Source organism: Enterobacter cloacae complex sp. 394I7, from assembly GCF_057320345.1.
Genome location: NZ_JBXWCR010000008.1, coordinates 12,756 through 34,550, shown reverse-complemented (window position 1 = coordinate 34,550; position 21,795 = coordinate 12,756). Strand labels below are relative to the sequence as shown.

Annotated in this window: 20 protein-coding genes; 13 read left to right on the top strand and 7 right to left on the bottom strand. The window is 54.5% G+C overall.

The genetic code is table 11. From position 1 onward, the window contains the following. Positions 1–35: 35 nt before the first annotated feature. The 7 genes from yhdP to csrD all read right to left on the bottom strand — a co-directional run bounded on the left by yhdP (position 36) and on the right by csrD (position 10,772). On the bottom strand, positions 36–3,836 hold the full coding sequence (gene yhdP / locus AC2FAP_RS20380) for an AsmA2 domain-containing protein YhdP (RefSeq protein ID WP_014171857.1): 3,801 nt from the start codon (positions 3,834–3,836) through the stop codon (positions 36–38). A gap of 42 nt (positions 3,837–3,878) precedes the next feature. After that, positions 3,879–5,348 carry a ribonuclease G gene (gene rng, locus AC2FAP_RS20375; RefSeq protein WP_014885432.1) on the bottom strand — a complete coding sequence of 490 codons (1,470 nt, stop codon included), beginning with the start codon at positions 5,346–5,348 and terminating at the stop codon, positions 3,879–3,881. After that, complete coding sequence (locus AC2FAP_RS20370; protein ID WP_449541796.1) at positions 5,338–5,931, bottom strand: Maf family protein; 594 nt, start codon at positions 5,929–5,931, stop codon at positions 5,338–5,340. Before AC2FAP_RS20370 ends, rng begins: the two co-directional genes overlap by 11 nt. 9 nt (positions 5,932–5,940) lie before the next feature. Next, positions 5,941–6,429 carry a rod shape-determining protein MreD gene (gene mreD, locus AC2FAP_RS20365; RefSeq protein ID WP_014071997.1) on the bottom strand — a complete coding sequence of 163 codons (489 nt, stop codon included), beginning with the start codon at positions 6,427–6,429 and terminating at the stop codon, positions 5,941–5,943. Further along, positions 6,429–7,445: a rod shape-determining protein MreC gene (gene mreC / locus AC2FAP_RS20360; protein WP_014171860.1), complete on the bottom strand. Its 1,017-nt coding sequence runs from the start codon at positions 7,443–7,445 to the stop codon at positions 6,429–6,431. Before mreC ends, mreD begins: the two co-directional genes overlap by 1 nt. Positions 7,446–7,506: 61 nt before the next feature. Then, positions 7,507–8,550: a rod shape-determining protein MreB gene (mreB, locus tag AC2FAP_RS20355; protein ID WP_000913396.1), complete on the bottom strand. Its 1,044-nt coding sequence runs from the start codon at positions 8,548–8,550 to the stop codon at positions 7,507–7,509. Positions 8,551–8,831: 281 nt separating this feature from the next. Next, positions 8,832–10,772, bottom strand: a complete 1,941-nt coding sequence (gene csrD, locus AC2FAP_RS20350) for an RNase E specificity factor CsrD (protein WP_485453009.1) — start codon at positions 10,770–10,772, stop codon at positions 8,832–8,834. Positions 10,773–10,954: 182 nt separating this feature from the next. Between csrD and acuI the strand changes: the two genes are divergently transcribed. From acuI to AC2FAP_RS20285, 13 genes are all read left to right on the top strand, one after another. Further along, entirely contained in the window at positions 10,955–11,929 is a 975-nt protein-coding gene (gene acuI / locus AC2FAP_RS20345) for an acrylyl-CoA reductase (NADPH) (RefSeq protein ID WP_020883505.1), read from the top strand. 77 nt (positions 11,930–12,006) lie between these two features. Then, complete coding sequence (gene msrP, locus AC2FAP_RS20340; protein ID WP_020883504.1) at positions 12,007–13,008, top strand: protein-methionine-sulfoxide reductase catalytic subunit MsrP; 1,002 nt, start codon at positions 12,007–12,009, stop codon at positions 13,006–13,008. Next, entirely contained in the window at positions 13,009–13,608 is a 600-nt protein-coding gene (gene msrQ / locus AC2FAP_RS20335) for a protein-methionine-sulfoxide reductase heme-binding subunit MsrQ (protein ID WP_020883503.1), read from the top strand. A 234-nt stretch (positions 13,609–13,842) separates the two neighbouring features. After that, complete coding sequence (gene aroQ / locus AC2FAP_RS20330; RefSeq protein WP_014171865.1) at positions 13,843–14,295, top strand: type II 3-dehydroquinate dehydratase; 453 nt, start codon at positions 13,843–13,845, stop codon at positions 14,293–14,295. 21 nt (positions 14,296–14,316) lie between these two features. After that, positions 14,317–14,778, top strand: coding sequence for an acetyl-CoA carboxylase biotin carboxyl carrier protein (accB, locus tag AC2FAP_RS20325; protein ID WP_014171866.1), 462 nt, complete (start codon positions 14,317–14,319; stop codon positions 14,776–14,778). Between the two features lie 10 nt (positions 14,779–14,788). Then, complete coding sequence (gene accC / locus AC2FAP_RS20320) at positions 14,789–16,138, top strand: acetyl-CoA carboxylase biotin carboxylase subunit (RefSeq protein WP_020883502.1); 1,350 nt, start codon at positions 14,789–14,791, stop codon at positions 16,136–16,138. A gap of 110 nt (positions 16,139–16,248) precedes the next feature. Beyond that, positions 16,249–16,491, top strand: coding sequence for a YhdT family protein (locus tag AC2FAP_RS20315; protein ID WP_006178860.1), 243 nt, complete (start codon positions 16,249–16,251; stop codon positions 16,489–16,491). Next, positions 16,481–17,932 (top strand): sodium/pantothenate symporter, encoded by a 1,452-nt coding sequence (gene panF, locus AC2FAP_RS20310; protein WP_020883501.1) that lies wholly within the window; start codon positions 16,481–16,483, stop codon positions 17,930–17,932. The genes AC2FAP_RS20315 and panF overlap by 11 nt, the downstream gene beginning before the upstream one ends. Before the next feature lie 11 nt (positions 17,933–17,943). Further along, positions 17,944–18,825 carry a 50S ribosomal protein L11 methyltransferase gene (gene prmA / locus AC2FAP_RS20305; RefSeq protein ID WP_063156910.1) on the top strand — a complete coding sequence of 294 codons (882 nt, stop codon included), beginning with the start codon at positions 17,944–17,946 and terminating at the stop codon, positions 18,823–18,825. A 137-nt stretch (positions 18,826–18,962) separates the two neighbouring features. Beyond that, complete coding sequence (locus tag AC2FAP_RS20300) at positions 18,963–19,703, top strand: carbonic anhydrase (protein WP_020883499.1); 741 nt, start codon at positions 18,963–18,965, stop codon at positions 19,701–19,703. Between the two features lie 330 nt (positions 19,704–20,033). Further along, entirely contained in the window at positions 20,034–20,999 is a 966-nt protein-coding gene (gene dusB / locus AC2FAP_RS20295) for a tRNA dihydrouridine synthase DusB (protein ID WP_014171871.1), read from the top strand. A gap of 23 nt (positions 21,000–21,022) precedes the next feature. Beyond that, complete coding sequence (gene fis, locus AC2FAP_RS20290; RefSeq protein ID WP_000462905.1) at positions 21,023–21,319, top strand: DNA-binding transcriptional regulator Fis; 297 nt, start codon at positions 21,023–21,025, stop codon at positions 21,317–21,319. A 180-nt stretch (positions 21,320–21,499) separates the two neighbouring features. After that, on the top strand, positions 21,500–21,664 hold the full coding sequence (locus AC2FAP_RS20285; protein WP_020883498.1) for a DUF2556 family protein: 165 nt from the start codon (positions 21,500–21,502) through the stop codon (positions 21,662–21,664). Positions 21,665–21,795 lie beyond the last annotated feature (131 nt).

Sequence of the window (21,795 nt, the reverse complement as noted above, 5' to 3'; positions counted from 1 at the left end):
TATTGAGAGTGAGGCAATTACCTGCCCACGTCAAATCATTGCTGTGCATCTTTGCGCGGCTGGCGCAGCACTTCATTAATCTGCGGTTTATCCACCGGCCCGGTGATGCGATAGCGCAGAATAGAGACTTTGCTCCACAGCGGCCCCAGCACTTTACTGGCGGCAAACACCGCCGCACCGACAATCGGGTTCACCACAAAAGCCGCCGCGACGCCGACGGTGGCAGAAATTTCAGGTGCTACCACCGCTTCCATATCCAGTTCGCGGCGCACGAGGTTGACCGAGCCTTTCATCGCAATATCCGCTTCCAGGCCGTCCACCAGCGTATCGTCGGTATGCAGCACCCCGTCTTTGATCCATGCCGTACTGCGGATGGAGTCGTAATAGAAACCTTCGCTGAAGGTATCGCTAAAGTCGAAACGCAGCTTACGCAGCAGGGCATCAAAGCTCAACAGACGCAGTATCTGGCCCGCATGCCCGGTACTCACATCGGCAATCTCACCCTTGCCAAAGCGGGTTTTCAGAATGCCGTTCAGTGAGGCTTCATCCGGCGTCCACGGTGCCGCACGCCAGTGGAGATCGTAATTCACGTCAAATGATGACCCCCGCAGCGGCGTGCTGATGCCAAAGAAGTTAGCCACGGAATCCAGTTTATTGCCCTTGATGTCGCCCTTCAAAGAAGTTCGCTGCTCGCCCGGGTTATTAACCCACTCCCCGGCGGCCCTCAGACGGCCAAAGCCGGTGTCGATAAGCCCGCCCGCAAGGCTCAGCGTATTCCCCTTAATGGCGAAATCGCCGTCAATACGGCCATACTTTTGACCCCAAAGCCAGCACTCAGCACAGCGTAGCTGGAGATCGGGCCAGCCGCTGAAGTCGATACGGGTTGGGTTATTCAACGGCGCCGTATTTGACGGACGATCTTTTCCGCTCGCGGTGGCCGGGTTGTAGTAAAGATAGCGAATCGCCGCCTGCCACGGCGCGTTGTCGCGCATGGTCAGCGTGCCATTGATCTCCCGGCCCTGGGCTTCGACTTTTGAACCGTTCGCCGTCGGCTGCGAAACAATGCTCAGGTTATTCCACTGCTGTCCACCCAGCATCAGCGACGGCGTACGAACAGTAATGCTCTGCGGGAACTGGGCAGCCTCATCAACGTTTTGGCCCACGCCCTTCTGGAACAGGGCCAGCCACTCGGCCCCGTCCATTGGCGGCAGATTAAGCTCAATGCCGGTGTGATCGGGCAGCGGCGGCGTGGTGCGGCTGTCCGTCGTCCAGATTGCTCTGTCGAGCGTGAGCTTACGGTTAAGCAGCCAGCGGCTGTTGAAATGGTTTTTCTCACCCGCACTACCGGTCAGCGCGAAGCTGTTAAGATTGCCATCGACGTTAACCTTTATTGGCAGCGGTTGACCGGACGATTTATCCAGCGGTGCAGGCAACTGGCTCTGAATGTTTTTCAGATCGCCAGTGATATCAACTTTATAGCGCGCACCGGCGTGATAAGGCAGTTCAATTGCCACCTTGCCATTCCAGGAGACTGCACCGTTAACGGACTCCTCAATCGGCTTCGGCAGAACATCCATGCGCGATGGCTGCCAGTTGCCGTCCAGGTTGACGGCTACCTGATAAGCTTTCTCGCCCTCGGTGGTCGAGAAATCAATATTCACAGGCTGATTAAACCAGCTGGCCTTGAGCGGCTCGCTCTTCAGGTTACCGTTCTCAAAGCTAAACTGCCCGCTGAGGTTCTTCAGGGTGCTTTCAAGCGGCTTAATATACAGGCTGTTGTTATTGAGACGGACGTCGCCTTTGGCGGTGGTCATTTCACCGTCGAGCGGGATATCAAGATGTAAGCGAGCACTCACATCGCCATCCAGCTGCAGCTGCTGAAGGGTGGCTGCCAGTGACTCTTTCAGCGGTGTGTCTTCGAAATAGGGGCCGACCGCTTTCCCGGGGCCGTTAATGTCGGCATCGATCAAAAGCTTCTCTTTTGAGTAATCCGGAATGTTTGCCGTCAGGTTACTGGCCGTTACGCCGCCCAGCGCCACGTTGTCTGCCTTCATCCATAATCCGTCATTGATAAAATTAAGTTCAATGTCGAGATTTTTCAGCGCAGGCCAGCCCGGCTGGAAAGCGAAGGTGGCGTTGTGCAGCGGCACCAGCACCTGGAATTGACCTTCATTATGCTTGTACGGGAAAAGATGCGGATTACCGCCGTAGACCAGGGTGGCATTATCCGCCTGGCCGCCCTGGATCGCGCCGCTCAGATAGTCCACCAGCGCTTTGCCCATCAGGTTCTCGGGGAAGTAGCGCCAGGCCTGAGAACCGTCGTTAGTGCTGATCCCGGCCAGAATACCCAGCCACGGCTCTTCACCTTCAGGCTGCAGATAGCGGAAATCGCCACGCGCATGCACCGCTTTGGCTTTCACATCGATATGGCGCCCATCCAGCTGGAAGCCTTTATCGTTACGCAGCCAGTTGAGCACCGCATTGCCTTGTTCAATTTCCAGCGGCGCACGGAAGACCGTTTCGTAAGGCATTCTGGCGTCATGCATATCGACCGTTAGCCTGCCGTTCTCAACGCTCCCTTCCAGCTTACCGCTGAAGTTTTCCGCCCCCGGTAACATCTTCCACTGCTTCCAGGCCAGACCTTTCCATGCGGCCTGAAAACGGGTCTTTTCCGTGGCCTGAAGCGGGATATCCAGCGCCAGCGAATCTATCTTTCCGCTTGGCTGCGTTGCCAGCCAGATCTCACCCAGGTCCGGAGAGAGCTTGGCGGCCATTGAGCGCAGACCTTCTATTGCGGCCAGATCAAGGTTGCTGGCGCGAATACGCAGCTCGTCACTGCGTTTGCTGGTCGCCCCACCGACATCCTGTTCCGGCATCCAGGCCAGCGTCAGAGCACCGCGCGGCCAGGGTTTGTTATCCATGGTGATGCGTGTGTCCGGAATGGCAAACTGCCAGCCCTCTCTCTCTTTCGTCACGTGCGCGGTGAGGTTATCGACCGAAAGTTGATGCTGCTGTTTTTCGCCCTTCCAGCTTGCGCCCCCCTGCTTAAGCCAAATATCGCCGCTGGCAAATTCCCCTTTCGTCAGGGTCATCCAGCCTTCAAGGCTAAAACGGGCGGTTTCCAGCTGCATATTTTGCTGTAACCAGTCGCCGAGCCACGGCTTAACATCCACGTCGTCGGCCTGCAGCCATACCTTGCCGTTATTTAACAAACCGTCGTCGTCGCGCAGATCCATACGAACCTGCATCACGCCGTGCTGGCCGTTCAGACTGGAGAGATTCACCTGTCCTTCCGCACGATGGCGTTCTTTGCCGTTAAGCCAGGTCAGCTGTGGGATAGCCAGTTCAGCGCGCTGCCCGGAGAGGGTAATAAAGCTCACTTCACTGTCGCGCAGATCGAAATGATCAAACTGACGCAGGAAGAGATCGCTGAAGCGGTTGGTTTCAAGGCTCTGATTGCTATCGCCGCCGGACAGCGGGGTATTGGTCAGAAACTGAAGCTGATAAAAGGTGAGATCGCGGAACTGCCAGCGAAAATGGAGCAGGCTTTGCCAGACATCCAGCGCCAGGGTGACGCGTTTGATTTTCAGATAGCCGCCATCTTTCAGGCTGGCATTGATATCCCGGACATCAAGCGTCGGACCAAAATTCTGCCAGCTGGCGCTTATCTGGCTCACGTCCACCGGGACACCGGTGGTGGATTCGATTTTTGCCAGCAGCTGCGGACGCCAGCTGTCCAGATGCGGTAAAACGAGGCGCAGCCCGCTCACGAGCAACGCGACAATCACGACCAGCGTTGCCCCTGTAAGCAATAAAATCCCCGGCAATCGCCTCACTCATCTCTCCTTGTCAGCTTTGGTCACGCGGCGTACCGCGTCTTACATCATCACGACGTCAAACTGCTCCTGGTTATAGAGCGGTTCGATTTGAACTTTTACCTGTTTGCCGACAAAGATTTCCACTTCCGCCAGCGCGTGCGACTCTTCGCCTTTCAGCGCTTCAGCCACCGCAGGGGAAGCATAGACCAGAAAACGATCGGAGTCGTAGGCATGATGAACGCGAACGATTTCACGCATGATCTCGTAGCAGACGGTCTCAACCGTCTTTACTGTGCCACGTCCGTGGCAGGTTGGGCATTCATTGCACAGCACGTGCTCCACGCTTTCGCGGGTACGCTTACGCGTCATTTCCACCAGCCCCAGCTGTGAGAAGCCGTTGATGCTGGTTTTCACGCGATCTTTACTCAGCGCCTGCTCCAGCGAGTGCAGCACACGACGGCGATGGTCTTCATTACTCATATCGATAAAGTCGATGATGATAATGCCACCCAGATTGCGCAGGCGAAGCTGGCGGGCGATGGCCTGCGTGGCTTCGATGTTGGTATTAAAGATGGTGTCATCCAGGTTGCGATGGCCGACAAACGCGCCGGTGTTGATATCCACCGTCGTCATCGCTTCGGTCTGATCGATGATCAGATAGCCGCCGGACTTCAGTTCAACCTTGCGTTCCAGCGCTCGCTGGATCTCATTTTCGACGTCATAGAGATCGAAGATAGGCTGACGCCCCGTGTAATGCTCCAGCAGGCCAGGCATTTCGGGAATGTATTCGGCGGTAAATTCCAGTAGTGCTTCATAGGTCAGGCGGGAATCCACGCGAATTCTGTCGAGCTGTGCATCGGCAAAATCACGCAGGACGCGCTGAGCCAGCGCCAGTTCGCCGTAAAGCTGGTAGCGGGTCTGGTTGCGTTTTTTACGCTCCATGACTTTGGTCCAGACGCGCTTGAGGTAGGCCGCATCAGATGCCAGATCGTCTTCACTGATCCCTTCTGCGGCGGTACGGATGATAAACCCGCCCTGTTCATCGCAGTAAGCGCTGACCACTTTTTTAAGCCGCTCGCGCTCGCTTTCGCTCTCAATGCGCTGCGAAACGCCCACGTGCGACGCGCCAGGCATAAAGACCAGATAACGGGAAGGCAAGGTAATGTCGGTAGTCAGACGGGCGCCTTTCGTGCCCAGCGGATCTTTGACGACCTGTACCATCAGATCCTGGCCCTGACGCACCAGTTCGGAGATATCGCGCACGGCAAACTGCTTTTGCTCTTCGCCCGCGACGCACTCGGTATGCGGCATAATGTCGGAGGCATGTAAAAATGCCGCCTTATCCAGTCCAATATCTACAAAAGCCGCCTGCATACCCGGTAGTACACGACTGACACGACCTTTGTAGATATTGCCTACTATTCCGCGCCGCGCTTCACGCTCAATATGAATTTCCTGAAGAATGCCACCATCAATATAGGCCACACGGGTTTCCGATGGCGTTACGTTTACCAACAATTCAGCCGTCATAATTATCCCTTCCCTCACGCAGTGAGTTAAAATTGCTCAGCAACTCATACGTTTCCACCAGCGGTAAGCCGACTACGGCGTGATAGCTGCCATTAATCTTCCTGACAAAACAGCCACCCAGCCCCTGAATACCGTATGCACCTGCCTTATCCATCGGTTCACCGCTGGTGATATAAGCGGCGATCTCGTCGTCGGTAAGCACTCTGAATGTCACGTCCGTCACCACCAGGCAATCCAGCACGTGCTGGCTGTCCGCCAGCGCGACGGCGGTCAGTACCTGATGTGTTTGTCCGGACATTTTGCGCAGCATGCGCGCCGCATGTTCAGCGTCGTGCGGTTTCTCAAGCACTTCACCGTTAAGAATAACGATGGTATCTGCCCCCAGCACCGGCAAGTCACGCGGCGTTTGCGCCACGCCTGCCTGCGCTTTCTCACGCGCCAGTCGAGAAACGTACTGCTGGGCACTTTCGCCTTCAGCGCGTTTCTCTTCGATGCCCGTAACAATGCGTTCAAAGGAGACGCCCAGCTGAGTGAGCAACTCCTGACGACGCGGAGAACCAGAAGCAAGATATAGAGACGTCATAGAAACCTTTTATTGCACAGCAAACTGCTGGCGAACCTTACGCATCAGCAGGAACAGCCACGGCCAGAGCACACCGTTTACTACACTACTCCAGAACACTTCCGGTCGGAAAGAGACGTTGATCACTAAAAACTCTGCCCAGAAAACAACGATATCCGCAGCAAGCGACAACAACATCACCACCAGCGCCTGTTGCCAGAGCGCGAGGTTACGAAAGAGCTGGAATTTAAGTGCGACGAGGTACGCAATAATACTCATGGACAAGGCGCGCACGCCAAGCGTAGAGCCACTAATGAGATCCAGTATGGCACCCATCACAAAACCTGTGCCGACATTTACGCGGTGCGGCAGGGCAAGGATCCAGTAGAGCAAAATGAGCAATACCCAGTTTGGCCGGAAAACGAGAATGTCGTCCGGCCAGGGCATGATTTGCAGTAACAGCGCAATGAGAAATGAGAGCCAGATAACCCAGCGTCCCTGGCTACGATAACTTGCCACTACTGCCCTCCCGAGGAGAGTTTAGGCGGTGGCGGTGCATCCGGCAGCGGCTGCGTTAGCCCCGTAGCAGGGGCCGGTACTGGCGCAGGGGGTCCCATGGCATCCGGTGCCGGCAGAACCTGCGGCATCATTTGCATCAGGCGTTCATTCGCGACGCGATGAACATCTTCAGGCGTCATGGGGTTAGCACCATTGCGGTCGGCGCCCCACAGCAGCAGCAGGTAGCGAAGACGCTGTAAACCCGCGGTTGGACGCGCCTGAATCACGGTATAGGCACGCTGCGTATCAAGCTTCACCGAAGAGACAACCGCAACCGGATACCCTTCAGGGAAACGTCCACCCAGACCCGACGTCACCAGAACGTCGCCCACACGAATGTCCGTGTTAGCCGGCAGATGTTCCAGCTGGAGATCGTCGGTACACCCGTTACCGGCCGCGATGACGCGAATGTCATTACGCAGTACCTGAATCGGCAACGCATGCGTGGCATCGCAGATCAGCAGAACGCGGCTGGTCAGTTTGGCCACAGCAACAACCTGGCCTACAACGCCTTTATCACTGATAACAGGCTGACCTTCATACACACCGTTCACGCTTCCTTTGTCGATCACAACCTGATCGCTGTAGGGATCGTTGACGGTGGAGATCACCTGCGTCACCATCTTCTGCTCATCCTGACGCAGCGGCGAGCCAAGCAGCTCACGCAGACGCGCGTTTTCCTGCTTATATTGTCCCAGCATCAGCAGCTCGCTGTTTTTCAACAGCAGTTCCTGACGTAATGCCCGGTTTTCGAGTTCGAGTTGGTCACGTGAAGACAACGTTTGAGAAACGGAGTCGAGCAACTCACGGGGACCATTTGAAATAAAGTAGAAAGGACTGACGGCGGTATCCATGTACGTTCTGATCTGACTGAACGTACCGAGGCGGCTATCGGCAATAATGACCCCAAGCGCAACCAGGACCGCCAGAATGAGGCGAAACTGTAGCGATGGGCCACGGCTAAAAATTGGCTTCATAGGCTATGCGTATTCTCGTGTCAGAGAGAAAGGGTAGCGATACGCTACCCTTTCACAATGACTACTCTTCGCTGAACAAGTCGCCGCCGTGCATGTCGATCATTTCCAGCGCCTTGCCACCACCACGGGCGACGCAAGTCAGTGGATCTTCTGCAACTACGACAGGAATACCTGTCTCTTCCATTAACAGGCGGTCGAGGTTACGCAGCAGCGCACCACCACCGGTCAGAACCATACCGCGCTCGGAGATGTCAGACGCCAGTTCTGGTGGGCACTGTTCCAGGGCAACCATCACTGCGCTCACGATACCGGTCAGAGGTTCCTGCAGCGCTTCCAGAATTTCGTTGGAGTTCAGGGTAAAGCCGCGTGGAACACCTTCAGCCAGGTTACGGCCGCGAACTTCGATTTCACGCACTTCATCGCCCGGGTAAGCGGAACCGATTTCATGCTTGATACGCTCAGCGGTCGCTTCGCCGATCAGGGAACCGTAGTTACGACGCACATAATTAATGATGGCTTCGTCGAAACGATCGCCACCGATACGCACGGAAGAGGAGTACACCACGCCGTTCAGGGAGATAACGGCCACTTCAGTGGTACCACCACCGATATCCACCACCATAGAACCGGTCGCTTCAGAAACAGGCAGACCCGCACCGATTGCCGCCGCCATTGGCTCTTCAATCAGGAACACTTCACGCGCGCCTGCACCCTGGGCTGATTCACGGATTGCACGACGTTCAACCTGGGTGGCGCCAACCGGCACACACACCAGAACACGCGGGCTTGGGCGCATGAAGCTGTTGCTGTGAACCTGCTTGATGAAGTGCTGAAGCATTTTTTCAGTCACGAAGAAGTCAGCGATAACGCCGTCTTTCATTGGGCGGATTGCGGCGATGTTGCCAGGGGTACGTCCCAGCATCTGCTTCGCGTCATGACCCACCGCGGCTACGCTTTTCGGCGAGCCGGCACGATCCTGACGAATGGCCACAACGGAAGGCTCATTCAATACGATGCCTTGTCCTTTAACGTAAATAAGGGTATTCGCGGTACCCAGGTCAATGGACAGGTCATTGGAAAACATGCCACGAAATTTTTTCAACATACTAAGGGATAATCCTGAAAGCTGGGGCGGAAAACAAAATCCGCTTACTTTACCAACCACACGCAGCAGCGACAAGGCGCAAAAATCATCTGCAGCGGTGAAAATTTGTGCAGTACGTATCCTGATGTTACAAATCTTTCCCTGATTCCCTCAGGGCTGAGTACACAGTAGCGTCCCTCACTGACATTTGTAACCCGCTAAAGGTCGTTCACTGGCTTTTTGCTCGTCATACTCAAAGCTACAGGCGCGATATTCTACGTGAAAACGGATTAAACGGCAGGTCAAACAGAGTATCTTTGCAAATATTTTTTCACATTGGTGTCAAGCGGCTGAGAGGAGGCAAAAAAATCCCCTTGACCGCCCGTCACACCGCGCTCTGTCAACATCTGCCATTCGCTTCTGGAGCGCACGCCCGTGGCAAAGACTTGTGTTCGCGTTCCCTTGCACGCTTCTACCAGACTCTGTACCAGCAGCTGGTTTTCTGTGCGCTTTTCAATGTTCCTTACCAGCCCCGGATGCAGCTTTAATAACTCCACATCCAGTTCCTTAATCCAGTTAGTACTGACCAGCGTTAAACCCGCCTGCGTGACCGCGACACGGGCACCTAGCGCATTAATCAACCGTACTACCGGACGTAACCGGCTGATGTGTTGACCCACATCCGCCTCAGCAAGTTCAAAAATAATGTGTTTGCGTTGCGATTTTTCGCATTGCATTAATGTATCACGCAACCAGCGCTGAAAACGCGGGCGAATTAACGACTCCACGGTAACCTGTAGCGCCAGGTTTTCTTCAAGCCAGAAGGATAAAAACGGCATGAGTCGGGTGATCTGCTGGCGGTCATACTCTTCAGAAAGCCCAAACTGCAGCACCATCGGTAAATATTCCGCGGAGATGACCTCTTCCGTACCGTCAAAAATACGGCACATCAGCTCACGGTGATGAACGATCCCGTTTTTCATCACCGCCGGTTTTTGATAAATGCGCGGCCCGCCGCGGCTGAGCATTTGCTCTATCAACGTTCGCCAGCGCACATTGCCGCGCCCTTTTTCTGGTAACGAATCGTCGTACACTGCCCAGCCGTTAGCGCCCTGCAACACGGCGTTACGGGTTGCCGCTTCAGCATGTTCCATCACCTGTTCCGTCGACTGGCCGCCGCGCCAGGCACAGATGCCCATATGAACCATATCGTCCCTGTCGAGCATTTTGCTCTGCGGCAGCGCATCCACCGCTTTCAGCAGCTGGCTGGCGATGCTTTCTGACTCTTTCAGCGTACGGTGAGGCAGCAGCACGGCAAAGTCGCTGCGGTGATAACGGGCCAGCAGCGCACCCGGATAACGCATAATAAAGGTGGAGAGCAGGTTGATCAGCGTAAAGAGATTCTCTTCCGCCACGCGCTGTCCCCAGGTGTCGCGCAGCAGATCGAAATCGGGCAGGCGAATCATCATGACAACACCGTGCGTCCCGACTTTTTCCGGATCGTCCAGCAACGTGGCCAGTTGATTATCAAAGAAAAGACGGTTGTTCAGCCCGGTTTTATTATCCTGCGCAGCGTAAGAGCGGATCAGCGTGTCCATACGGCTGCGCTGGTCGCTGGCGAACTGAATTTCTGAGAGCAGCATATCCAGCGCACTGCTGGCACGTGCAGGCCATTCATGGATCGAGCCACGCACCTGCGGGCCGCGTTCACCGTTCAGTATTCGCACGGAACGCATCTCCAGCAGTTCCTGACCAGAGAGCTGACGGCGCAGCCAGCGAACCGCGAGAAAAATCAGCAGGACAATAAACGCGACGGCGACGGTGAGCGGCGCGGTGGTCATCATCGAGCGGAAGTAGCTGGCCATTGGATCGAGGTAGACCATGTTTATGGTCATGCCCGGGTTTTTAAGGGAGTGCACCGTCACTTCCCGGTACTGGCTTACCACGCCCGCAGGCCGATAGCTGTCCTGCCGGGCATGGCTTAAAACATTATGCTTTCCCTGCAGAATGTCGATTTGGACAATATCGACAGGCACCATCAACTCATCCAGCTCGCGGGACAGCGCCGGCAGCGGGGTGGTGAGGAGACGATTATCAATCACCGACGCGACAGACTGCACCCGATTAACCAGCTTGTCCTGAATGGCGTTATAAAAGCTCAGAGAACAGCCAAGGAGCGTGACAAAAATGGTCAGCCCCGTCAGTAAGGTGATAAAAGCCGAGAACTTCGTCGTTAATCGCATCCTTGAGATAACTCCGTGGGTTGAGGGGTTAGCGAGTAAGCGCTAACTTGCATTTCAAATGCGGCATACTATCAAACCTGGCGTATCTGGCAATTTATTGCGTTAAATCGGCATTGCTTTTCCCTGAGGGAGTATAGTCTTCAGGAGCTATTTTCCAATCATCTGAGTCGTGAGGACCCTGTATGCAGGCTTTGATCTTAGAACAGCAGGACGGCAAAACGCTTGCCTCGGTGCAGGCCGTTGAAGAGAGCCGACTGCCGGCAGGCGAAGTGACCGTCGACATCGACTGGTCCAGTTTAAATTATAAAGATGCGCTGGCTATTACCGGGAAGGGTAAAATCATCCGAAATTTCCCTATGGTGCCAGGTATCGATTTTGCGGGCCGGGTTCATGCGAGCGAAGATCCGCGCTTCCATGCCGGCCAGCAGGTGCTGCTCACGGGCTGGGGCGTGGGTGAAAATCACTGGGGTGGGCTGGCGACACAGGCGCGCGTGAAAGGCGACTGGCTGGTGCCGATGCCACAAGGCCTGGATGGTCGTAAAGCGATGATCATCGGTACCGCAGGCTTTACCGCCATGCTGTGCGTGATGGCGCTGGAAGATGCCGGTATTCGCCCTGAATCGGGTGAGATCGTCGTGACCGGTGCCAGCGGTGGTGTGGGCAGCACGGCGGTGACATTACTGCACAAACTGGGTTACCAGGTTGCGGCAGTTTCCGGGCGCGAGAGCACCCACGCGTACCTGCGTCAGCTCGGCGCTAATCGCATTCTGAGCCGCGACGAGTTTGCCGAAACCCGTCCACTGGAAAAACAGCTCTGGGCAGGTGCGGTAGATACCGTCGGTGACAAAGTGCTGGCAAAAGTGCTGGCGCAGATGAACTACGGCGGCTGCGTGGCAGCCTGTGGTCTGGCGGGCGGTTTTGCCCTGCCCACCACCGTGATGCCCTTTATTCTGCGTAACGTTCGCCTGCAGGGTGTTGATTCCGTGATGACCCCGGCGGCGCGCCGCATTGCAGCCTGGGAACGTCTGCAGCGCGATTTGCCGGACACGTTCTTTACTCAGAGCGCAACCGAAATCACGCTTAGCCAGGCGCCTGAATATGCCAGCAAGATCATGGACAACCAGTTCCACGGCCGCGCGCTGGTGAAAATTGCCTAATCTTCAAATTTTCGTGACATATTCGCGCTAATCCCTCTCCTCCGTCATGCTTAGAAAAACGCATGACGGAGGATGCCATGAAAACCCGAAAACTGACGGAAGCCGACGTAACGTCTGAATCTGTCTTTATGTTACAGCGCCGCCAGATCCTGAAAATGCTTGGCATCAGCGCCACCGCACTGACGCTTTCCCCTGCGGCTCATGCCGACCTGCTCGACTGGTTTAAAGGTAACGATCGCCCCAAAGCCCCTTCTGGCGCCCCACTCACCTTTACGAAGCCCGCTCAGTGGCAAAACACACTGACGCTCACGCCGGAAGACAAAGTGACCGGCTATAACAATTTCTACGAATTTGGTCTCGATAAGGCCGATCCTGCGGCCAACGCGGGGAGTATGAAAACCGATCCGTGGACGCTGAAAATCGACGGTGAAGTGGCAAAACCGCTGACGCTGGACCATCACGATCTCACCACCCGTTTTCCACTGGAAGAGCGTATCTACCGCATGCGCTGCGTGGAAGCCTGGTCGATGGTTGTGCCCTGGGTAGGCTTCCCGCTGCATAAACTGCTGGCGATGGTTGAACCCACCAGCAACGCAAAATATGTCTCTTTCCAGACGCGCTACGCCCCGGACGAGATGCCGGGCCAGAAAGATCGGTTTATCGGCGGTGGGCTTGCGTATCCGTATGTCGAAGGGTTACGGCTCGACGAAGCGATGCATCCTCTTACGCTGCTGACCGTCGGTGTTTACGGCAAAGCACTCCCGCCGCAGAACGGCGCGCCTGTTCGCTTAACGGTGCCGTGGAAGTATGGTTTTAAAGGGATTAAATCTATCGTCAGCATTAAGCTCACCCGCGAACGTCCACCCACGACCTGGAACCTGGCGGCGCCCGACGAATATGGCTTTTTTGCCAATGTGAACCCGCACGTCGATCATCCCCGCTGGTCGCAGGCCACCGAGCGATTTATCGGTTCCGGCGGCGCGCTGGATGTGAAGCGTCAGCCGACACTGCTGTTTAACGGCTACGCTGATGAAGTGGCGTCGCTTTACCGTGGCCTTAATTTACGGGAGAACTTCTGAGTGCGTTTAACGGCAAAACAGATAACCTGGCTGAAAGTGCTGTTGCACTTAGCCGGGTTGCTTCCTTTTATCTGGTTATTCTGGGCCGCCAGCCAGGGGCTTTTTAGCGCTGATCCGGCAAAGGATATCCAGCACTTTACCGGTCGGATGGCTCTGAAATTTTTACTGGCGACCTTGCTGGTGTCACCGTTAGCGCGCTACGCTAAACAGCCATTATTGATACGCACCCGCCGGCTTTTGGGGCTATGGTGTTTTGCCTGGGCGACGCTCCATTTGACCAGCTACGCCTTGCTGGAACTGGGCGTTAACAACCTGGCACTGCTGGGCCGCGAACTGGTTACCCGTCCGTACCTGACGTTAGGTATCGTGAGCTGGCTGGTGTTACTGGCATTAGCACTGACATCAACGCAATATGCACAACGTACATTGGGCAGGCGCTGGCAACTGCTGCACAACTTCGTCTATCTTGTCGCGATCCTCGCACCCATCCATTATCTGTGGTCGGTGAAGATCCTCTCCCCGCAGCCCATACTCTACGCGCTGCTGGCTGTGGCGCTTTTAGCATGGCGTTACAAGAAGTTCCGTCAGTGGTTGCGATAATTCGCGAAACTGTGCGTTTTCCCGCAGAATCCCTGTCAACCGCGAATCTTTTTCGGATAGCGGTTGATAATCTTCCCTGATAAGACCAGTATTTAGCTGCCAAATGCTACGAAATCGTTATAATGTGCGACTTTGGTTTACCCGACAGCGGTTTTAGGCCTCTGAAAAGGTGACAATCGTGCTTCGAAGGTATATTTTGTTTTTTACCGGAGAATCGCAGGAGATAGCGGCACAATGGCTGATAAGTTCCATATCTTAGTTTTAAACGGACCGAACCTGAACATGCTCGGCACCCGCGAGCCAGAGAAGTACGGCTCGCTAACATTGAGTGAAATTGTTAACCGTCTGAGCACGGAAGCAACGTCGCTGAATGTGGATTTGGATCATTTTCAGTCTAACGCGGAGTACGCAATCATCGACCGTATTCATCAGGCTAAAGACACTGTGGACTATATCCTGATCAATCCGGCCGCGTTTACGCACACCAGTGTTGCTATTCGCGACGCACTGCTCGCAGTGAGTATCCCGTTTATCGAGATCCACCTGAGCAACGTGCACGCCCGAGAGCCGTTCCGCCACCATTCCTATCTATCAGATATCGCCGCTGGCGTTATTTGCGGACTGGGCGCTGACGGCTATTCATACGCTTTACAGACAGCGGTAAAACGCTTGTCACAATCACACTAAACAAGAGTACGGAACCCACTCATGGATATTCGTAAGATTAAAAAACTGATCGAGCTGGTTGAAGAATCAGGCATCTCCGAACTGGAAATTTCTGAAGGCGAAGAGTCTGTACGCATCAGCCGTGCAGCCCCAGCCGCTAGCTTCCCGGTAATGCAGCAGGCTTATGCTGCGCCAGTGCAGCAGCCTGCGCTTTCCGCAGCCGTTGCACCAGCAGCTGAAGCCGCACCTGCCGCTGCAGCAGAAATCAGTGGTCACATCGTACGTTCCCCAATGGTTGGTACTTTCTACCGCACCCCGAGCCCGGACGCGAAAGCGTTCATCGAAGTGGGTCAGAAAGTCAACGCAGGCGATACCCTGTGCATCGTTGAAGCGATGAAAATGATGAACCAGATCGAAGCAGACAAATCAGGCACTGTGAAAGCGATTCTGGTCGAAAGTGGTCAGCCGGTTGAATTTGACGAGCCGCTGGTCGTCATCGAGTAACGAGGCGAACATGCTGGATAAAATTGTTATCGCCAACCGCGGCGAGATTGCACTGCGTATTCTTCGTGCCTGTAAAGAACTGGGCATCAAGACCGTCGCTGTGCACTCAAGCGCGGATCGCGATTTAAAACACGTATTGCTGGCGGATGAGACGGTCTGTATTGGCCCGGCTCCGTCCGTAAAAAGCTATCTGAACATCCCGGCTATCATCAGCGCCGCTGAAATCACCGGCGCGGTGGCAATTCATCCGGGTTATGGCTTCCTCTCTGAGAACGCCAACTTTGCTGAGCAGGTTGAGCGCTCTGGCTTTATCTTCATCGGCCCGAAAGCTGACACTATCCGCCTGATGGGCGACAAAGTGTCCGCAATCACCGCGATGAAAAAAGCCGGTGTTCCAACCGTACCGGGCTCTGACGGTCCTCTGACCGACGACATGGATGCTAACCGTGCTCATGCGAAACGCATTGGCTATCCGGTTATCATCAAGGCGTCCGGCGGCGGCGGCGGTCGCGGTATGCGCGTTGTGCGTAGCGATGCTGAACTGGCTCAGTCCATCTCCATGACCAAAGCGGAAGCGAAAGCAGCTTTCAGCAATGACATGGTGTACATGGAAAAATACCTGGAAAACCCACGCCACATCGAAATTCAGGTGCTGGCTGACGGTCAGGGTAACGCTATCTATCTGGCAGAACGTGACTGCTCCATGCAGCGTCGTCACCAGAAAGTGGTTGAAGAAGCGCCAGCACCGGGCATTACGCCGGAACTGCGTCGCTACATCGGCGAGCGTTGTGCTAAAGCCTGTGTCGATATCGGCTATCGCGGTGCGGGTACTTTCGAGTTCCTGTTCGAAAACGGCGAGTTCTACTTCATTGAGATGAACACCCGTATTCAGGTAGAACACCCGGTTACCGAAATGATTACCGGCGTTGACCTGATCAAAGAACAGCTGCGTATCGCTGCGGGTCAGCCTCTGTCCATCAAACAGGAAGAAGTTGTGGTCAAAGGCCATGCGGTGGAATGCCGTATCAACGCCGAAGACCCGAATACCTTCCTGCCAAGCCCGGGTAAAATCACGCGTTTCCACGCGCCGGGTGGCTTTGGTGTGCGTTGGGAGTCTCATATCTACGCGGGTTACACCGTACCGCCGTACTATGACTCCATGATCGGTAAGCTTATCTGCTACGGCGAAAACCGTGACGTGGCAATTGCCCGCATGAAGAACGCCCTGCAGGAGCTGATCATCGACGGTATAAAAACCAACGTTGAACTGCAGATGCGTATCATGAGCGACGAGCACTTCCAGAATGGTGGGACTAACATCCACTATCTGGAGAAAAAACTCGGTCTGCAAGAGAAGTAAGCGCGCAGTCACGCCAAAAAGGCCGGATAATCCGGCCTTTTTTTATTTCTGGGGATCGGAAAGCCCCATCATGTACAATCCCCGCTTTATTCATCCACAAGGGACAAAAAATGGACAAGCGTTTTGTTCAGGCCCATAAAGAAGCGCGATGGGCGCTGTGGCTGACCCTTCTCTATCTTGCCGCATGGTTGGTGACCGCTTACTTACCTGACTCAGCTATCGGCATTACCGGCCTGCCTCACTGGTTCGAAATGGCCTGCCTGCTGGTGCCGCTGGTCTTTATCCTGCTGTGCTGGGCAATGGTGAAATTTATCTACCGGGATATCCCGCTGGAGGATGATGATGCAGCTTGAAGTCATTCTGCCGCTGGTCGCGTACCTGGTGGTCGTGTTTGGTTTGTCCGTTTATGCAATGCGTAAGAGAACCACCGGCACTTTCCTGAATGAGTATTTCCTCGGCAGTCGCTCGATGGGCGGTGTCGTGCTGGCCATGACGCTTACCGCCACCTATATCAGCGCCAGCTCGTTTATCGGTGGCCCCGGTGCAGCCTATAAATACGGGTTAGGCTGGGTGCTGCTGGCAATGATTCAGCTGCCTGCCGTCTGGCTCTCGCTGGGTATACTGGGTAAAAAGTTTGCCATTCTGGCACGGCGTTATAACGCCGTGACGCTCAACGATATGCTGTTTGCGCGCTACCAGAGCCGTCTGCTGGTGTGGCTGGCAAGCTTAAGCCTGCTGGTCGCGTTTATTGGTGCAATGACGGTGCAGTTCATCGGCGGGGCACGTCTGCTGGAAACCGCTGCTGGGATCCCCTATGAGACGGGCCTTATCATCTTTGGGGTGAGCATTGCGCTGTATACCGCGTTTGGCGGATTTCGCGCCAGCGTGCTAAACGATACGCTGCAGGGGATGGTGATGCTCGTCGGCACAATCGTTCTGCTGGTGGGAATTGTCCACGCCGCAGGTGGTCTGAGCCATGCCGTTGAAACTCTGGAAGCGATTGACCCGAAACTGATTTCCCCGCAGGGTGCGGATGATATCCTTTCGCCAACATTTATGACGTCGTTCTGGGTGCTGGTGTGCTTTGGTGTTATTGGCCTGCCGCATACCGCCGTGCGTTGTATCTCATATAAAGACAGCAAAGCCGTTCACCGGGGTATTATTATCGGGACGGTCGTTGTTGCAATCCTGATGTTCGGCATGCATCTGGCGGGTGCGTTAGGACGTGCGGTGATCCCCGACCTTACGGTTCCCGATTTGGTGATCCCAACCCTGATGGTCAAAGTGCTTCCGCCTTTTGCCGCGGGGATATTCCTCGCCGCGCCAATGGCCGCCATAATGTCGACCATTAACGCCCAGCTACTGCAGAGTTCCGCTACGATCATTAAAGATCTCTATCTGAACCTGCGTCCTGAGCAGGTTCAAAATGAACGACGCCTGAAGCGTATGTCGGCGGTGATTACGCTCGTTTTAGGCGCACTGCTGCTGTTAGCCGCATGGCGTCCGCCGGAGATGATCATCTGGCTGAACCTGCTGGCGTTTGGCGGCCTTGAAGCCGTCTTCCTGTGGCCGCTGGTATTGGGCCTCTACTGGGAGCGCGCCAACGCTGCCGGCGCCCTGAGCGGCATGATTGTCGGCGGTGTGCTGTATGCCGTGCTAGCTACATTTAAAATTCAGTACCTGGGCTTCCATCCTATTGTGCCTTCGTTACTGTTAAGTTTACTGGCGTTTGTGGTCGGGAACCGTTTCGGTCAGCCTGTCCCACAGCCCGCTACGATTTCTACTGATAAATAAAGAGTTTTGCCATGCCGTGGATCCAACTAAAACTGAATACAACCGGCGCTAACGCCGAAGAGCTAAGCGATGCGCTGATGGAAGCCGGTTCGGTCTCCATCACCTTCCAGGACACGCATGACACGCCGGTGTTTGAGCCACTGCCGGGCGAAACCCGCCTGTGGGGTGATACCGACGTTATTGGCCTGTTTGATGCAGAAACTGACATGAAAGAGGTTGTCGCGATCCTGGAAAATCATCCGCTGCTGGGTGCGGGTTTTGCACACAAAATCGAACAGCTGGAAGACAAAGACTGGGAACGCGAGTGGATGGATAACTTCCACCCGATGCAGTTCGGTAAACGTCTGTGGATCTGCCCGAGCTGGCGTGACGTTCCGGATGAAAACGCGGTAAACGTGATGCTGGATCCGGGCCTGGCATTTGGGACCGGTACTCACCCGACGACTTCTCTGTGCCTGCAGTGGCTGGACAGTCTGGATCTGGACGGCAAGACGGTGATCGACTTCGGATGCGGATCCGGGATCCTCGCTATCGCGGCGCTGAAACTGGGCGCGGCCAAAGCCATTGGGATCGATATCGATCCACAGGCTATTCAGGCCAGCCGTGATAACGCTGAACGCAACGGCGTTTCTGACCGTCTTGAACTGTATCTGCCTGATGCGCAGCCAGAAGCCATGAAAGCCGATGTGGTGGTGGCGAACATTCTGGCCGGCCCATTACGCGAACTGGCCCCGTTAATCAGCGTACTGCCCGTTGACGGCGGTCTGCTAGGGCTTTCCGGGATCCTGGCAAGCCAGGCTGACAGCGTTTGCGAAGCCTACGCCGATCTTTTCGCCCTCGACCCGGTGGTCGAAAAAGAAGAGTGGTGTCGTATTACGGGCTGTAAAAAGTAAGCCATTGGCGTGGTCATCTGACCACGCCTCTCTTCCTCCGATAATCCTCTCTTCCCGTGCCCTTCTCCGGTAAAATACCCACACAAATCATATTGATAAAAATGGTTTGAACCACAATAATTCACCGGAAGAATACTATGACCCACTTTACTGGCAAGGCAGCGCTCTTTGCGCTGAGCATTATCTCGGCTTCAGCCTGTGCATCACACTGGAGCTACGAAGGCGAAGGCGCACCGGAACACTGGGGCGAACTGGACGAGGCTTACAAAACCTGTCAAAGCGGGATGAACCAGTCCCCCATCAACATTGAATCCACCGCGAACGCGCACCTCTCCCCGCTGCAAACGCATTACATTGATGGCCCTGTGACGCTGACGAACAACGGCCACACCATTCAGGCAAGTGAAAAGCCGGAAACCCGCGATACCCTTACCCTCGATAAGCAAACCTGGACCCTGCAACAGTTCCATTTCCACGCGCCGAGCGAAAATACCGTGCATGGCAAGAAATTTGCGATGGAAATGCATCTGGTGCACAAAAACGCGGCCGGTGAGCTGGCGGTGGTGGCGGTCATGTTCGATAAAGGGGCCGCGAACCCGGAGCTGAATAAGCTGTGGAGCGTCATGCCTGAGCAGGCCGAACAGAACGTCTCGATTAAGCAGGATCTCAATCTGAACAAGCTGATTCCAAAAGATAAAACGTACTGGCGCTTTAGCGGCTCGCTGACCACACCGCCGTGCTCAGAGGGGGTAACCTGGATTGTACTGAAGCACCCGCTGACCGTCTCTGCAGAGCAGCTTGAGAAATTCTCCCACACGATGCACCACGAAAATAACCGCCCGGTACAACCCCTTCATGGTCGCGTAGTCGTCGAATAATGCGCATTTTTCGCATGCAGATCATGTTCTAAAATGCGACTCAGATCGCAAACAAGCGGGATAATCTGCTGCTAAAAACAGCAGATTATCCCGCTCAAGTGATGCATTTATTCAGAAATGATGAGAAGTTACGGGAAATTGTAAGCGGCTATAAAATAATCATTCTATCATAACTTTATGATTTAACAGGTTTATAATTTTCACCTGAAGGACAGAGCGGCGATTCCTTGATCTACAACAGTGGATTGTTCAAAGTTTGGCCTTTCATCTCGTGCAAAAAATGCGTAATATACGCCGCCTTGCAGTCACAGTATGGTCATTTCTTAACTCATGCGCATCGGACACTACCAGCTCAGAAATCGCCTGATCGCAGCCCCAATGGCAGGTATTACCGACCGGCCGTTCAGGACGCTGTGTTATGAGATGGGGGCAGGTTTAACCGTTTCCGAGATGATGTCGTCTAACCCACAAGTGTGGGAAAGCGATAAGTCCCGCCTTCGGATGGTGCACGTTGATGAACCAGGTATTCGCACCGTGCAAATTGCCGGAAGCGTGCCTGAAGAGATGGCAGATGCCGCGCGGATTAACGTGGAAAGTGGCGCCCAGATTATTGATATCAATATGGGTTGCCCGGCCAAGAAAGTGAATCGCAAGCTTGCAGGTTCAGCCCTTCTGCAATACCCCGACCAGGTGAAGTCTATCCTGACCGCGGTTGTCAGCGCAGTGGACGTTCCTGTTACGTTGAAGATTCGCACGGGTTGGTCGCCGGAACACCGTAACTGTGTAGAGATTGCCCAACTGGCCGAAGACTGTGGCATTCAGGCCCTGACCATCCATGGACGCACTCGCGCCTGTTTGTTCAATGGTGAAGCTGAATACGACAGCATTCGGGCAGTTAAGCAGAAAGTTTCCATTCCGGTTATCGCGAATGGTGACATTACTGACCCGCTTAAAGCCAGAGCTGTGCTCGACTATACGGGAGCTGATGCTCTGATGATAGGACGTGCCGCTCAGGGAAGACCCTGGATCTTTCGGGAAATCCAGCATTATCTGGACACTGGGGAGTTGCTTGCCCCACTGCCACTGGCAGAGGTAAAGCGCTTGCTTTGTTCGCATGTTCGGGAATTGCATGACTTTTATGGTCAGGCAAAAGGGTACCGAATTGCGCGTAAACACGTATCCTGGTATCTCCAGGAGCACGCTCCAAATGACCAGTTTCGGCGCACATTCAACGCCATAGAGGATGCCAGCGTACAGCTGGAGGCGTTGGAGGCATACTTCGAAAATCTTGCGTAATGAAATAAAGAGCTGACAGAACTATGTTCGAACAACGCGTAAATTCTGACGTACTGACCGTTTCTACCGTTAACTCTCAGGATCAGGTAACTCAAAAGCCCCTGCGTGACTCGGTTAAACAGGCACTGAAGAACTATTTTGCTCAACTGAACGGTCAGGATGTTAATGACCTGTATGAGCTGGTACTGGCTGAAGTTGAACAGCCACTGTTGGACATGGTGATGCAATACACCCGCGGTAACCAAACCCGCGCTGCCCTGATGATGGGTATCAACCGTGGTACACTGCGTAAGAAACTGAAAAAATACGGCATGAACTAATTTCGGTTAGCGAAATGCTTGTTTAAAAAGGCGCTACCTGGCATGGGGATGCGCCTTTTTTATTGCCCGCGCCTGTCACCGTCAAGGCTGTGTAAACCTTCGTTTATCCCCCTTTTAAACCGCGACTTTTCGTGTATATTTCCACCACCTCACTGAACCTCTTCGCCCGGAACGATACGCATGATTCGTAAATACTGGTGGCTGGTTGTATTTGCTGTCTCGGTTTTCCTCTTCGACGCGCTCCTGATGCAGTGGATTGAACTGATGAGCACTGAAGCCGATAAGTGTCGCAATATGAATTCCGTAAATCCGCTAAAATTAGTGAACTGCTCAGAACTCGACTAACCGCCTGACGTCGCTAAACTCACTGTTAAGACCCACTAAAAACGGGGATTTAAATCCCTTTGAGCCGTTACCTTACGATGATAATGTCTCGCCCTTCTCAACCGCGCCTGCGTAACCTCACACTCGAGTAG